Genomic DNA, 13,676 nt, shown 5'->3' on the forward strand with positions numbered 1-13,676 from the left:
GCGTATAAGGAGGGAATGATGGATATTCCCGAGTCGATAAAATAAAACCCACTCAAAATAGTGAGTAAGCAATAACCTTTTTTATGCATAGATAATTCTCCCGGGGCATTCACCTTGAAATCGTGAGTTTGCTATTCCCCGGGCGTGATATGCAGGAAACACTACACCTTAATTTTGGGGATTCATCATGACTGACATGAACATTGAAAACCGGAAACTCAATCGCCCGGCGTCAGAAAATGATAAGCAGCATAAAAAAGTATTTCCGATCGAAGCGGAAGCTTTTCATAGCCCGGAGGAGACACTGGCGCGGCTGAACAGCCATCGTCAGGGCCTCACGATAGAAGAGGCCAGCGAACGGTTGAAAGTGTATGGGCGCAATGAAGTGGCGCATGAGCAAGTTCCTCCGGTGCTGGTTCAGCTTCTGCAGGCATTCAATAACCCGTTTATTTACGTTCTGATGGCACTGGCAGGGGTCAGTTTCATCACGGATTACTGGCTCCCGTTACGCCGTGGCGAAGAGACCGATCTCACTGGCGTGCTGATTATTCTGACGATGGTCAGTTTGAGCGGGTTATTGCGTTTCTGGCAGGAGTTTCGCACTAACAGAGCAGCACAGGCGCTGAAAAAGATGGTTCGCACCACCGCCACGGTGTTGCGTCGTGGGCCGGGCAATATAGGCGCGGTGCAGGAAGAGATTCCCATTGAAGAACTGGTGCCGGGCGATGTGGTTTTTCTGGCCGCAGGCGATCTGGTGCCCGCCGACGTTCGACTGCTGGCGTCGCGCGATCTCTTTATCAGTCAGTCAATTCTTAGTGGTGAATCATTACCCGTAGAAAAATACGATGTTATGGCTGATGTGGCAGGTAAAGACAGCGAGCAATTGCCTGATAAAGATAAAAGCCTGCTAGATTTGGGCAATATCTGTCTGATGGGAACCAATGTAACCAGCGGCAGAGCGCAAGCGGTCGTGGTCGCGACGGGAAGCCGTACCTGGTTCGGCTCGCTGGCGAAATCCATTGTGGGTACGCGTACCCAGACGGCTTTCGATCGCGGAGTCAACAGCGTGAGCTGGCTGTTGATACGCTTTATGCTGATCATGGTGCCGGTTGTCCTGCTGATCAATGGTTTCAGTAAGGGAGACTGGGTAGAGGCTTCGCTGTTCGCGCTGGCAGTTGCGGTGGGGTTGACGCCGGAAATGTTGCCCATGATTGTCAGTTCCAACCTGGCAAAAGGCGCGATTGCGATGTCGCGGCGCAAAGTGATCGTCAAACGCCTGAACGCTATTCAAAACTTCGGCGCGATGGATGTGCTGTGTACAGATAAAACCGGTACCTTAACCCAGGACAATATTTTTCTGGAGCATCATCTGGATGTGAGCGGTGTAAAAAGCGGCCGGGTATTGATGCTGGCCTGGCTGAATAGTAGCAGCCAGAGCGGCGCCCGGAATGTGATGGATCGCGCCATACTGCGTTTTGGCGAGGGTCGAATCGCACCATCGACAAAAGCGCGCTTCATTAAACGCGATGAACTGCCATTCGACTTTGTACGTCGCCGGGTATCGGTCCTGGTGGAGGATGCGCAGCATGGAGACAGATGCCTGATCTGCAAAGGCGCCGTTGAAGAGATGATGATGGTAGCCACCCATCTTCGCGAAGGCGATCGTGTGGTGGCGCTGACGGAAACACGCCGCGAGCTACTGCTGGCGAAAACCGAAGATTACAATGCGCAGGGATTCCGTGTATTGCTGATAGCGACACGTAAGCTGGATGGTTCCGGGAACAATCCGACATTAAGTGTGGAGGATGAGACCGAACTTACCATCGAAGGGATGCTCACTTTTCTCGATCCGCCGAAAGAAAGCGCCGGAAAAGCTATTGCCGCGTTGCGGGATAACGGCGTGGCGGTCAAAGTCCTCACCGGCGATAATCCGGTTGTGACGGCGCGTATCTGTCTGGAAGTGGGTATTGATACGCACGATATCCTGACCGGAACCCAGGTTGAGGCGATGTCAGATGCCGAACTGGCGCCTGAGGTGGAGAAACGCGCAGTATTCGCCCGGCTGACGCCGTTACAAAAAACGCGTATTTTGCAAGCGCTACAGAAAAATGGTCATACCGTTGGTTTTCTTGGAGATGGGATCAACGACGCGCCCGCGCTTCGTGATGCGGATGTGGGAATTTCCGTCGATAGCGCCGCCGATATTGCTAAAGAGTCATCAGATATTATTCTGCTGGAAAAAGATCTCATGGTGCTTGAGGAAGGCGTTATCAAAGGGCGGGAAACCTTTGGCAATATCATTAAATACCTGAATATGACCGCCAGCTCTAATTTCGGCAATGTTTTTTCGGTACTGGTAGCCAGCGCGTTTATTCCGTTTCTGCCGATGCTGGCGATTCATCTGTTGATCCAGAATTTGATGTACGATATTTCGCAGTTGTCGTTGCCGTGGGACAAAATGGATAAAGAGTTCCTGCGTAAGCCGCGGAAATGGGACGCGAAAAATATTGGCCGTTTTATGCTATGGATTGGCCCAACGTCTTCTATTTTCGATATCACAACCTTTGCGTTGATGTGGTACGTCTTTGCAGCTAATAACGTAGAGGCGCAGGCGCTCTTTCAGTCCGGCTGGTTTATTGAGGGTCTGCTCTCGCAGACACTGGTCGTGCATATGCTAAGGACGCAGAAAATACCGTTTATCCAAAGTCGGGCGACGTTGCCGGTATTATTGACGACCGGCTTGATTATGGCGATAGGCATTTATATTCCATTCTCACCTCTGGGCGCGATGGTTGGACTGGAGCCGCTGCCACTGAGCTACTTCCCATGGTTGGTGGCGACATTATTGAGCTACTGTCTGGTGGCGCAAGGCATGAAGCGCTTTTATATCAAACGCTTTGGCCAGTGGTTTTAATGATGTTTGAGGATCGCCCAGATGAATCGCTCACCCGATAAAATCATCGCGCTGATATTTTTACTGATTAGCCTGTTGGTGTTGTGTTTAGCCCTCTGGCAAATCGTTTTCTAACGAGGTGACGCCATGCAAAAAAGAGGGTTGGACAAAATTTTTTATCAGGTTGTCCTGATAGCAATCATCCTGATTTTACTGACTATCTGGATACGATAAGCTGCTGTTGGCGAGCCTCGCTTAAAATAAGAATCGATGTAGTTGTTCTTTTTATGGCGGGGCGCTATTTTCATGGTATCCCACATCAGAAGGGCAATATCATGAACAATCGTCGTGGTTTAACCGCCGTCCTGGCGACGTTGATTACGTTTTCCCTGAGCGCTACGCCCGTGCTGGCGAATCCGGGAAATGGCAATGGCGGCGGACATAGTAATAACGCGGCTAATCAAGGTAATAACGGTAACGGGCATAAAGGAAATGCCGGGCAAAGAACGGAACACCGTAAAAATGGCGGTAAACCGGATCACGTCGAGTCGGACATTAGCTACGCTGTCGCTAGGCAACTGGCAGTGAATTTAGGGCTGACGGGTTATCAGTCTTTACCTCCGGGGATTGCGAAAAATCTGGCGAGAGGAAAACCGCTGCCACCGGGAATCGCTAAAAAAACGGTGCCGGCGTCTATGCTGGGACAATTACCTTATTATCCGGGCTATGAGTGGAGAATCGTTGGGGATAATCTGGTGCTGATCGCGCTCAGTACCGCGGTGGTCACGGCGATTATTAATGGCGTATTTGATTAAGAGCCTATCCCACCAGGCGTTATTGGCGCAGCCAGTTTGGACACGGACAGCGCGCAAAAACCGGAGCGTACACGTAGTACGTGAGGTTTGACTCGCTACGCTCGCCCTTCGGGCCGCCGCAAGCGGCGTTCAAAACGCTAACGCGTTTTGGCGAGCACTGCCCAGGTCCAAAATGGCAAGTAAAATAGCCCCATTAAATGGGGCTATTTAGCCGCTTCAGGGCGTTATTTATGCGCGTTGAGAATCCAGTAGTTCATTATTTTTTACTACTTCCTGCGCTTTGGTATAACTTTCAATCAGTAGCTGATAGGCCGGGAATATTTTGGTATATACATCCGCCCATTCTGCGGCATCTTCCCTATTCCAGGTACGTTGCAGCTCAGAGGCTACCGCCGCGGTATCCATTGGTACTACGCCCGCCTGCACCACGCGGGCCATCGTAATTTCCTGCGCCATTTTACTGTACGTGCCGGAGGCATCAATTACCGCAAATACCTTGTACCCTTCCGCGACGGCGCTGATGGCTGGAAAAGCCATGCAGACACTGGTAATAGTACCGGCGACGATCAGCGTTTTACGGCCTGCCGCTTTTACCGCTTGTACAAAATCGGCATTATCCCAGGCATTAATTTCCCCTTTACGCGCGACATATTGCGCGTGGGGTGCATTCGCATGGATTTCCGGAATCAGCGGACCATTTGGTCCCTGTGGTACGGATGCGGTAGTAATGACCGGCATATTGCATAAGGTAGCGATTTTAGCCAGCGCCGCGGCGCGCGCGCGTAATTCCGGCATCGGCATGTCGCCGACGGTCTGAAACAGGCCACTTTGGTGGTCAATCAGCAGCATTACTGCGTCGTTAGCATCAATGGCAGGGCGTTGACCGTTAAAATTCGCGGGTGTAGACATAATTCATTCCTTGTTGTTGCCTTTCACTGATAATCACTATCAGTGTTAAAGTCATTAATCGCCGGGGCGATTTCCGTTTTTAAGCTGATGACAGTAATCCGTTGCCGATCCTGGATTACCCTGGTGAGTTCTTTCTGAAGGAATATTCATCGGCATCACCTTCAGTCGATTTACTTTCACGCGAATCTGTTACCACAACAATATTCATATTATGAATAAATGTTTCTATTTTACATGTCGGAGAGGATTATTGATTGAAAAAACAGGCTATATCCCTACAAATTGTTTCTGATAGATAGTTTCAAACTTATTTAGTATAAGTTTGAAATATATCAATTAAGAGTTAACTTATTTATATTTAAATAACATAAAGCACAGCTTAAATATTAAGTGGGAATCGTGTTGTTATTAAGTATGGCTACTGTAACTCTTAATAAATTGGAAACTATCTCTACATAACGAGTGCTGCTTTTTTGGATATTACAAGCCATTATAGAGAACACGTTCAATAAAACCCTGTCTTTCATATGATATAGATTTTCAGGATATATTTTCTCATGATTTATATATGAGATATTAAAGCGTAGCGGCACAGTAAATTTGGCCACCTGATTAAAGGTGATATTCTCACCTCAATACAAAACAGGAGACTTAACGAACAAGAAAACCAAACGTACTTTCACTCCTGAGTCTGCTATAATGAGAAAAGCGGTGTCTACGCTTACCTGTTAATGTCTTATGCCTCTCGCTCTTCTATATGATCGGTATGTGCAGGGGACAATCCATGTCCTGCTACGCAGCCACAGCATCAGACTATACTCAGTGGTGTCTATTAACCCTCTCCAACTACGTTATGTTTTGGCATGGTAACAATGCGATGTTATGGATAATTAACGATAATATTGAATTTAATCCAGAAATGAATCGCCTGGCGTCATTATCGAGGCCAGATCTCAACATTATTCTGACAACGCCCGCCAGCCGCTGCTTGCGCCTTCTGCTGGAAAACGCCCCCTCCGTCGTCTCACAACAAACATTCTTTCAAAAAGTGTGGGAAGAAGACGGCATGGTGGTGTCGGCAAATACGCTTTATCAGAATATCTCCATTATTCGCCGCGGATTACGTACCGTTGGCGAAAATGAAGATACGCTGATAATCACGGTTCCGCGTAGAGGCTTTCAGATTGAGCCTGGTGTGAGCATCATGACCATCCGCAAAGACTTCGCTCAGGCAATAGAAAAAAAGGGTGAGACGCCACCGCGTATGTCAGGGCGTTGGTTTAAACATTATGTACCTGTACTTTGGATGACCGGGACATTTGCTGTCGGTATTTTGCTTGGCACTATCAGCTGGCAAACCGTTCCCGATAAGGATTTTTACGATCGCTACACGCTGGTTGAAACAACTCAGGGCTGTCATTTTTTCTCGCGGAATGAAGATATCGAAAGCGGCAGCCGCTTTGCAAGCTATAAGTCAATGATTCTAAAAACCGGTATGGATTGTCAGAAATACCCATGGGTCTATTTCCCTTCCAGCAGTCGCACCCCAGCGGTTACGGCATTGATTTGTCAGCAACCTTATAAAACGCGCGGTGATACAGGTTGCGTGACGCTTTTTTTCCGCGGGGTGACACATGGGTAAAAAGGCACTGATGTTAGCCTGCCTGACTCTACTGTTTCTGGGAGTAGGGCTTGGGCATCTTTTTCATTTGTATACGGAAAAGAACCGGGATCCAGAGAAATGTACGGCGCCTGTGATTGTGTTTTATAACAATACTCAGGCTAACCTGACGCTGGACTTTATGTATTCGCTGAAAAAACGCACTGGGGTGGTTTCCATCAGCGGAACATATTACGTCGATAATAAAATGAGCGGCGTGATCCGCCGTGATGTTTCCTATGTATGGAGTGAAAATAAAGACAGCACCCATTTTATATCGACGGATATCAACAAAGTCACGCGTGACGAAACACTGTCCGATGCGGTTATCGAGACGGTTTTACCCGATTTTTATGTCTATCCAGGGAAAAGTATCAGTTACACCATCCTGACTCAGGGCCATCGTGGTTTTATGTTCACTATCGGGAAACGCCCGATATTTTTCTGTACACATTAAGCTGTTTTGGGAGCCGTTCATGGAACGTATCAGCCAAATGAAAGCGCTTCCGGGTAAAAGCCGCTGAAGATCAGCGGCTCTGTTGTTACCTGAATCAGAAACTGTATTTCATCCCCAACATTCCTCGGGTATCACTATAACCTGTGTCACCCACCTGTTGCGCCACGTTACCCCATACGTTCAGGCGCGGGGTAATTTGTCCTTCAATACCCACTTTCAGCTCTCCAATATTCTTCGTACCACGCATATCGCTGCTGACATCGTTCATCTTCACGCTGGCAGGCTGCGTATTATGGATCCAGTTCGCCTCCACGAACGGCTGGAACTCTCGAGATTTATCGTTATCAATAGCATTGTGGCCGTTAATATAGGCTTTTACGCCCATGCGGGTTAGCAGATTACCGGCGGTATCATCCTTGACGAGGGTACCATTGGCTTCGCGATTGTCGTCAGCCTGCACGCCCATCCATACCACCTGCGCTTTGGGCTGCAACCAGTAGCTTTGATGCGCGCTTTCACCTAACCTGAAGCTGTAACCGGCTTCAACCGAGGCGGTAATTCCTTTGGATTTATATTTCTCAGCGGCCTGATCCTGACCCATGTCCTTGTTATCAAACCAGTTGTACAGCATCCAGGTATCCACATAAGCCCCAGACCGATCGATATTGTTAGCATACCAGGTGCCGTAAAGGCCGACGCTGTAACCGGTGACTTGACCACGGGAATGATAGTCACTCACGGACGACTGCGTGCGGTTCTGGCTGTTGGCATAACCTGCCATTGCACCAATATGCCAACGGTCAAGACCGTCAGTGCTCCACTGTGCCAGATCGCCTCCCAGTTGTAACACATAGCTGTTGATGCGGGTTTTTAGCTGCCCGCTGCCATCGTTGAAGCGAGTATGGGCGCCGACGTTACGCATCCACAGGCTGGTGACCTTCTTCTCACCCGTCAGCATGTCGGTGTACTGGGTTTCACCCAGACGGTCATGGAGACGCGTCATGAACAGCGTATTTGCCGCATAGTTGTTGGCAAGATAGCTGCCCACTTCCGGACGGAACTGATGTTCTGTTATCGGCGGTGTGTCAGATTGTCCTATGTCAGGAATGACCGGATCAGGGATGACCGGGTCTACTGGCTCAGGGTCTACTGGATCAGGGTCCACCGGATCGGGAATAATCGGTTCGTCCGGCTCAATGTAGCTGGTCAGATACCAGTTTTTACCTTTCTGCACCACGTTGTAGTCATAGGCTCCGGCAACAATACGGCTTGCTTTTTCGAAAGTACCGTTCGAATTGCCAGCAACGTTAACAATTTCAATACCTTCAATGGTTTGCGCCCCGGCTCCTCCAATATTATTTACTGCAACAAATGTGTTGCCTGAAGTATTGCCGAGAACCTGCAGCCTGTCCGTTTCGGAATCATCATCGTTGAGCACAGTATTAAAGACCAGCTTACCGCCGTTGCCTACATAATCTTCATTGATGGTGAGCGTTTGCCATGGTTCGCCATCTTCATGGCTGAAGTTAATGGTTGCGCCACTATTCAGCGTCAGGTCAGTGAGCGTTGAGCTGCTGGTCATATTCCAGGTCGCATCGCTCATTTGTACAGAGATAACGCCTGTGCCCGCCGTAGCGCTGGTGATGTACGACGCCCCGTCCCATCGCGAGTTGTCCGTCATATTGAGCTTAATCGTACTGTTCTGCTGCGGTAGCGTACCGCTGGCAGCGGTGGCGCCAGCAGCACGAATATCACCGTCGATGACGAAACGTCCTCCTGAAGAACCGTCAACAATGCCGCCAGTTTCCGTGCTGATGGCGTAACTTTCGCTACTGTTATCGCCCGCCATAGTAATAGCCGCACCGCCTGCCAGATTAATGGCGCCTCGGGAGAGGGCGTATAAACCGGCAGGGGCTTTACTATAGGATGCAGCCTTACTGGCGCTGTTAACGCTAATAGTGGCATTCTCTCCCAAATTAACGGTAGCGTTAGTTGCATATACCGCGTGTGCGCTGGCACCGTTCACCGTAATAGTAGCGTTGTTGCCAAGCTCGGTTCTGGAGGAGGATGCTGCGTAAATCCCCGTTGAGGATGCGCCGGAGGTTTCGATGGTTGCATCGTCACCCAGACGAATCAACGAACCACTTTGTCCGGTACGCAGCCCCTCCGAACTGTCGCCGGTAGTAACAATATGTGCACGATTGCCGACGACAATCGTATTTTTGGCACGTGACGCATCCCGCATGGCGTTAGCTGTAATTCCACGTCCCTGGCTACCGGTCGTTTTGATATACAGATCGTCGCCGACGTAAATATTGGCCGATCCGGTCCAACCCTGGCCCAGTGAGTTATATCCGGCGTTAATACCGTCACCATCCTGACCATCCACGTAGATGCGGGTACGGTCACCGGTAATAATAAATACCGGGTTATCCGGAGTATTCGCGCCGTGAGTACGGATGCCATCGACGTCTCTACCATTATTCGCGGCATTCGCCGACTGCGTCCGAATGGTCAGGTCGTTGCCAAAAATCACGCCCGGACTTCCCGTCCCGCTGTTTTGAATAACCGTGACAGTGTGTTCAAACGCCTCCGCACCCGGCCCATTAAGCGTGAGGCCATTGCCATAAACCGGGATGGTGCCGGTGTTCCACTGATAAACGTAGTTGGGCATAGTACCGACTTTGGTGAAACCGGTACTGGCCTGAGCGGGAATAATAGCCTGTAATTCCGGCGGCAACTGGCTGACCAGCCCACTGGATGGCAGACTATCAACGTCAACCCAGGCCGCCTGGGAGGGAAATACCATAGAGGCTAACGCTGCTGATACCGCTATGGCGATGAATGAGTAATTTTGGGGAGTTGGCATTCTGCCTCCTGCATTATGGCGTAAAGCGTCTTCCACATCGTAATAATATGGAAATAATAAAAATGGAAACGGATCTATAAAATATTTGATATTATTTTGTGAATGCTATGCCCTAGCTTATTTTCAAGCCGCAGCTTATGCACATAAAGTTTCTTAATATCAATATTGTCAATATTTACAATCTGCTGAATACTTATTCCTGATACAAAGCGCTTCAGTAATATAAATTCCGTATAGTTAAGCGTTCGTCCACGTTTACTGTTGGCGAGCCGACCGGTAAACAAGCGGTGCATCTTTTGCTGTTGCACAATATCATCGTCATCGGAATAAATAATTCCTTGTATTTTATTGCTTTTCAAAGTCCAGTAATTGGCCAGCGGAGTTAAACTTCTGTCAGAAATCAGGACAATATGCATGCCACTGTCTGCCAGACTGTCAGCCCATTGCAAATCGGTAAATCGTCGAAGATTCGGGAAAGAAAAATCAACAAAGATAAAACCGCTGGATAAATGGTTGTGTCTATCAAGCAATAACTTTTCAATAAACCCTTTTTTCAGGAAAGCATTACCATCTGGCCAGATGGAAAATGCCGCATTATGGCAGTATTGCACCCGTACTGCGCTGTCAGGAAATAATTGACAGGATAAATCGCAACTAATGCAATGGACAATTTGTGAAGGCTTTCTCATCATCCTGAACGACTCCCGTCGATGTTTCTATTAATATTTCATTGGTAAATAAATGTGTCAATCCAGATAATATACCGTGCTACGGCTGTCAAAAGTCGCGAATTATTGTCAGTGTTATAAACTCCTGGAAAGACCTAAAATACAGCTTTAAGGAACCATGACAGATCCGACAGTCGTAATACATCATTTCGGATTTGTATTTCACCCATTGAGATTTTTATACAGTATCTCCAGTATCATAAAAAATCTTAAAACAGCACTATTTGCTAAATCATGAGAGTGATAAATAACGGTTCTCAATACCATCTGTCTGCTGCCTTTGTCACTATCGGGGTGATGTGATGAAATATAAAAGTAATTCCTGTAAACCTGTAATGAATTCTTATTATTAAAAGCTAATTTAAGATTTTTTCTTTTATTGCATTGTTATTCAATGACTTAATGGTGATATTTGTGCTCTCATCAACTTCTTATATACAAATTTAAGACTATTTTATAGAGACGCATGTAAACTTTAAGAGGGTGTAATGCTAATGCCATGAGAAAATTTTGTAACTTAACGCCGGGAGTCATACCTTGCCAATAAGTTGATCTGACTTAATTCTGATCGTGACAGTCTGAGCAAGTGACAGACTTATTGGTCGAAGCAACTTCAGCTTCTGGCTTCTCTTTTCAATCGCTCATCTGATGAAAACTCTTTCCCGGAGCACATTAGTGAGAAACAGGATGTGGTGAAACCCAATGTCCATAGATATAGTCAGTCACTTCAGAAATATCCGCCTCCTGGCAGATATTTTTAACCGCTCGCCCAGCTTCGACCAACTTAATTACGGCGATGTTCTGATGCTCAGTAAGACGGACTTTACGCATAGAGATTCCTTCGTCAGCAGATCGATTACGTGATCTCTAAATGTGAGTAGCACGATTATGTGGAGTAATATGAGCACATGGTATAAGAATGTATACGGATATTTTACTGCTGAAATATAATAATGGGAGGGGTTATGAATAAACAGGACGTATGGGAGAGAAAGGGTATAAAGATAAAATGCTTGCAGTATCTAATAGATAACAATGAAAAATCAGGTAATTGAGAAACTATTCAGTGTTTAGGTTGATGTGATATTAAGTCATTCAGCCGCTACAGCGCATTATCAGGATAATTTCGTCTGGATAAAACGGAGGAGGGAATCGCCACAGGTTTAACAGGCACCGCTGAGTCATTTAAGATGACTTAAAGAGAGGAGCCCATGAGCGGTAAATGTTATCCCGAAGCGTTTAAAATTAAAGTGGTAAAACAGGTTATTGAGCGCAGCCATTCTGTTTCCAGCGTCGCAACACGTCTTGATATTACTATCCATAGTCTTTACGCCTGGATAAAGCCGCCACATTCACGACGGCATCATGTTGACCTGAATCTGACGGGGCATACAGGCAGTTCTGGCTGGAATCGGGCTGTGTTTATGGTTATCGCAAGATCTGTCTCGATCTGCTGGATATCGGGAACAATGCGGTGTAAACAAAGTCTGGTGGTTGATGCAACGTGTGGAGATAAAGGCTCAGGTCGGATACCGAAGTCCACGGACGCGTGGCGATTCATTTTATTGAGGTCAGAAGAGGCTAATTGGCGGAAGATCACAGGAGTCGAACCTGCCCGGGACCGCTGGCGGCCCCAACTGGATTTGAAGTCCAGCCGCCTCACCGGAGACGACGATCTTCCGCGCCTCGATTGCTACATGGAGGCGCGCGCATTATAGCTACTTCCTGGCGTTTCCACATCCCCTCCCGTGCTTTTTTAACTTCCCTTTCCTTCTGCCATGATCGGTTTCATATAAACCCCCATAAAATCCATTAGTTACATTTCATCACACTTTTTGACGCTACCCTGATCACAGAAAACAAGAATCGTAATTTGATAACCAAATAACGGAATATTCACGCTCGCAGGGAAGGTTTACAAAAACTGTAACCGGTATCAGTGAGCGTTGTAAGCGTTAAGGATGCGTAATGAAAAGTGAGATTCTCTCCGTTAAGGAGAAGATTGGCTATGGTATGGGCGATGCCGCGAGCCACATCATCTTTGATAACGTCATGTTATATATGATGTTCTTCTATACCGATATTTTCGGCATTCCCGCTGGTTTTGTTGGCACCATGTTTTTACTGGCGCGTGCGCTTGATGCCATCTCCGACCCTTGCATGGGCCTGCTGGCCGACCGCACCCGCTCTCGCTGGGGCAAATTCCGACCCTGGGTGCTGTTTGGCGCGTTGCCGTTTGGTATCGTTTGTGTGCTGGCTTATAGCACGCCGGATCTCAGTCTGAACGGCAAAATGATTTATGCCGCCATCACCTACACGTTGCTCACCCTTCTGTACACTGTGGTCAACATCCCTTACTGCGCGTTGGGGGGGGGGTAATAACCAATGACCCAACGCAGCGTATCTCCCTGCAATCTTGGCGCTTTGTGCTGGCAACGGCGGGCGGAATGCTCTCTACCGTACTGATGATGCCTCTGGTGAAACTGATTGGCGGCGAGAATAAGGCGCTGGGCTTCCAGGGGGGTATCGCGGCGCTCTCGGTGGTGGCGTTCCTGATGCTGGCGTTCTGTTTCTTTACCACCAAAGAGCGCGTTGAAGCGCCTGCCACCCATACCTCCATGCGTGAAGACCTGCGTGATATCTGGCACAACGACCAGTGGCGCATAGTCGGCCTGCTCACCATCCTGAATATTCTGGCGGTATGCGTGCGCGGCGGGGCGATGATGTATTACGTCACCTGGATATTGGGCAAACCGGGCGTGTTTGTCGCCTTCCTCACCACCTATTGCGTCGGCAACCTGATTGGCTCGGCGCTGGCAAAACCGTTGACCGACTGGAAATGCAAACTGGTGGACCAACGCTTTACTCGCAGTAATCAGTGTGGCGATGTTCTTCGTACCGATGCACGCCACGATCGCTATGTTCGTCTTTATCTTCGTGATTGGCGTATTGCACCAGTTAGTCACGCCTATCCAGTGGGTGATGATGTCTGACACCGTCGACTACGGCGAATGGTGTAACGGCAAACGCCTGACGGGGATCAGTTTTGCCGGCACGTTGTTCGTGCTGAAACTGGGTCTTGCCCTCGGCGGGGCGCTGATTGGCTGGATGCTGGCAGGCGGCGGTTACGACGCGGCGGCGAAAACGCAAAACAGCGCCACGATCAGCATCATCATCGCTCTGTTCACTATCGTCCCGGCCATCTGTTATCTGCTGAGCGCCGCGATCGCTAAACGCTACTACACCCTGAAAAGCCCGTTCCTGAAAACCATTCTGGAACAACTGGCGCAGGGCGCACACCGCAACGAACAAGAATTTACCCATAAAGAATTGCAGAACTAAAGG

Annotated in this window: 9 protein-coding genes, 1 tRNA gene and 3 pseudogenes; 8 read left to right on the plus strand and 5 right to left on the minus strand. The window is 48.4% G+C overall.

What is annotated here, in order from left to right; translation table 11 throughout:
• Positions 1–187 precede the first annotated feature (187 nt).
• From mgtA to cigR, 4 genes are all read left to right on the plus strand, one after another.
• Positions 188–2,914, plus strand: coding sequence for a magnesium-translocating P-type ATPase (gene mgtA, locus ACLJRU_RS15480; RefSeq protein ID WP_000131298.1), 2,727 nt, complete (start codon positions 188–190; stop codon positions 2,912–2,914).
• A gap of 21 nt (positions 2,915–2,935) precedes the next feature.
• Complete coding sequence (mgtR, locus tag ACLJRU_RS15485; RefSeq protein ID WP_001082117.1) at positions 2,936–3,028, plus strand: protein MgtR; 93 nt, start codon at positions 2,936–2,938, stop codon at positions 3,026–3,028.
• Positions 3,029–3,040: 12 nt separating this feature from the next.
• Complete coding sequence (gene mgtU / locus ACLJRU_RS15490) at positions 3,041–3,127, plus strand: magnesium transporter protection protein MgtU (RefSeq protein ID WP_252515021.1); 87 nt, start codon at positions 3,041–3,043, stop codon at positions 3,125–3,127.
• A gap of 101 nt (positions 3,128–3,228) precedes the next feature.
• Positions 3,229–3,708: an anti-virulence regulatory inner membrane protein CigR gene (cigR, locus tag ACLJRU_RS15495; RefSeq protein WP_001065328.1), complete on the plus strand. Its 480-nt coding sequence runs from the start codon at positions 3,229–3,231 to the stop codon at positions 3,706–3,708.
• 228 nt (positions 3,709–3,936) lie between these two features.
• Here the strand turns inward: cigR and ACLJRU_RS15500 are convergent, their stop codons facing one another.
• Complete coding sequence (locus tag ACLJRU_RS15500) at positions 3,937–4,617, minus strand: isochorismatase family protein (RefSeq protein WP_001541136.1); 681 nt, start codon at positions 4,615–4,617, stop codon at positions 3,937–3,939.
• A 784-nt stretch (positions 4,618–5,401) separates the two neighbouring features.
• Between ACLJRU_RS15500 and ACLJRU_RS15505 the strand changes: the two genes are divergently transcribed.
• Both ACLJRU_RS15505 and ACLJRU_RS15510 read left to right on the plus strand, forming a co-directional pair.
• Entirely contained in the window at positions 5,402–6,259 is an 858-nt protein-coding gene (locus tag ACLJRU_RS15505; protein WP_001278060.1) for a transcriptional regulator, read from the plus strand.
• A 10-nt stretch (positions 6,260–6,269) separates the two neighbouring features.
• Positions 6,270–6,734, plus strand: a complete 465-nt coding sequence (locus tag ACLJRU_RS15510; RefSeq protein ID WP_001521985.1) for a hypothetical protein — start codon at positions 6,270–6,272, stop codon at positions 6,732–6,734.
• A 94-nt stretch (positions 6,735–6,828) separates the two neighbouring features.
• Here ACLJRU_RS15510 and misL read toward each other — a convergent pair whose 3' ends face one another.
• From misL to ACLJRU_RS15525, 3 genes and pseudogenes are all read right to left on the minus strand, one after another.
• Entirely contained in the window at positions 6,829–9,603 is a 2,775-nt protein-coding gene (gene misL, locus ACLJRU_RS15515) for an intestinal colonization autotransporter adhesin MisL (RefSeq protein WP_038394062.1), read from the minus strand.
• Positions 9,604–9,677: 74 nt separating this feature from the next.
• A complete protein-coding gene (locus tag ACLJRU_RS15520) occupies positions 9,678–10,295 on the minus strand; it encodes a helix-turn-helix transcriptional regulator (protein ID WP_001541133.1) in 618 nt (205 codons plus the stop codon).
• A 723-nt stretch (positions 10,296–11,018) separates the two neighbouring features.
• Positions 11,019–11,162: pseudogene (locus tag ACLJRU_RS15525) on the minus strand (transposase); the annotation flags it as partial.
• 380 nt (positions 11,163–11,542) lie between these two features.
• Between ACLJRU_RS15525 and ACLJRU_RS15530 the strand changes: the two are divergent.
• Positions 11,543–11,882, plus strand: a pseudogene (locus ACLJRU_RS15530) (transposase); the annotation flags it as partial.
• A gap of 35 nt (positions 11,883–11,917) precedes the next feature.
• On the opposite strand, the gene ACLJRU_RS15535 reads toward ACLJRU_RS15530, so the two are convergent.
• Positions 11,918–12,012, minus strand: a tRNA-Sec gene (locus tag ACLJRU_RS15535).
• A 287-nt stretch (positions 12,013–12,299) separates the two neighbouring features.
• Here ACLJRU_RS15535 and ACLJRU_RS15540 point away from each other — a divergent pair.
• Positions 12,300–13,673 (plus strand): annotated as a pseudogene (locus tag ACLJRU_RS15540) (glycoside-pentoside-hexuronide family transporter).
• Positions 13,674–13,676 lie beyond the last annotated feature (3 nt).

Source organism: Salmonella sp. SAL00653, from assembly GCF_046552515.1.
In the GTDB taxonomy this organism is placed as follows: Bacteria; Pseudomonadota; Gammaproteobacteria; order Enterobacterales; family Enterobacteriaceae; genus Salmonella; species Salmonella enterica.

Bases quoted from the DNA above. Each gene is read 5' to 3' on its own strand.
- mgtR (WP_001082117.1), top strand. From the start codon at position 2,936: ATGAATCGCTCACCCGATAAAATCATCGCGCTGATATTTTTACTGATT.
- ACLJRU_RS15500 (WP_001541136.1), bottom strand. From the start codon at position 4,617: ATGTCTACACCCGCGAATTTTAACGGTCAACGCCCTGCCATTGATGCT.
- ACLJRU_RS15510 (WP_001521985.1), top strand. From the start codon at position 6,270: ATGTTAGCCTGCCTGACTCTACTGTTTCTGGGAGTAGGGCTTGGGCAT.
- mgtU (WP_252515021.1), top strand. From the start codon at position 3,041: ATGCAAAAAAGAGGGTTGGACAAAATTTTTTATCAGGTTGTCCTGATA.
- cigR (WP_001065328.1), top strand. From the start codon at position 3,229: ATGAACAATCGTCGTGGTTTAACCGCCGTCCTGGCGACGTTGATTACG.
- misL (WP_038394062.1), bottom strand. From the start codon at position 9,603: ATGCCAACTCCCCAAAATTACTCATTCATCGCCATAGCGGTATCAGCA.
- ACLJRU_RS15505 (WP_001278060.1), top strand. From the start codon at position 5,402: ATGTCCTGCTACGCAGCCACAGCATCAGACTATACTCAGTGGTGTCTA.
- mgtA (WP_000131298.1), top strand. From the start codon at position 188: ATGACTGACATGAACATTGAAAACCGGAAACTCAATCGCCCGGCGTCA.
- ACLJRU_RS15520 (WP_001541133.1), bottom strand. From the start codon at position 10,295: ATGATGAGAAAGCCTTCACAAATTGTCCATTGCATTAGTTGCGATTTA.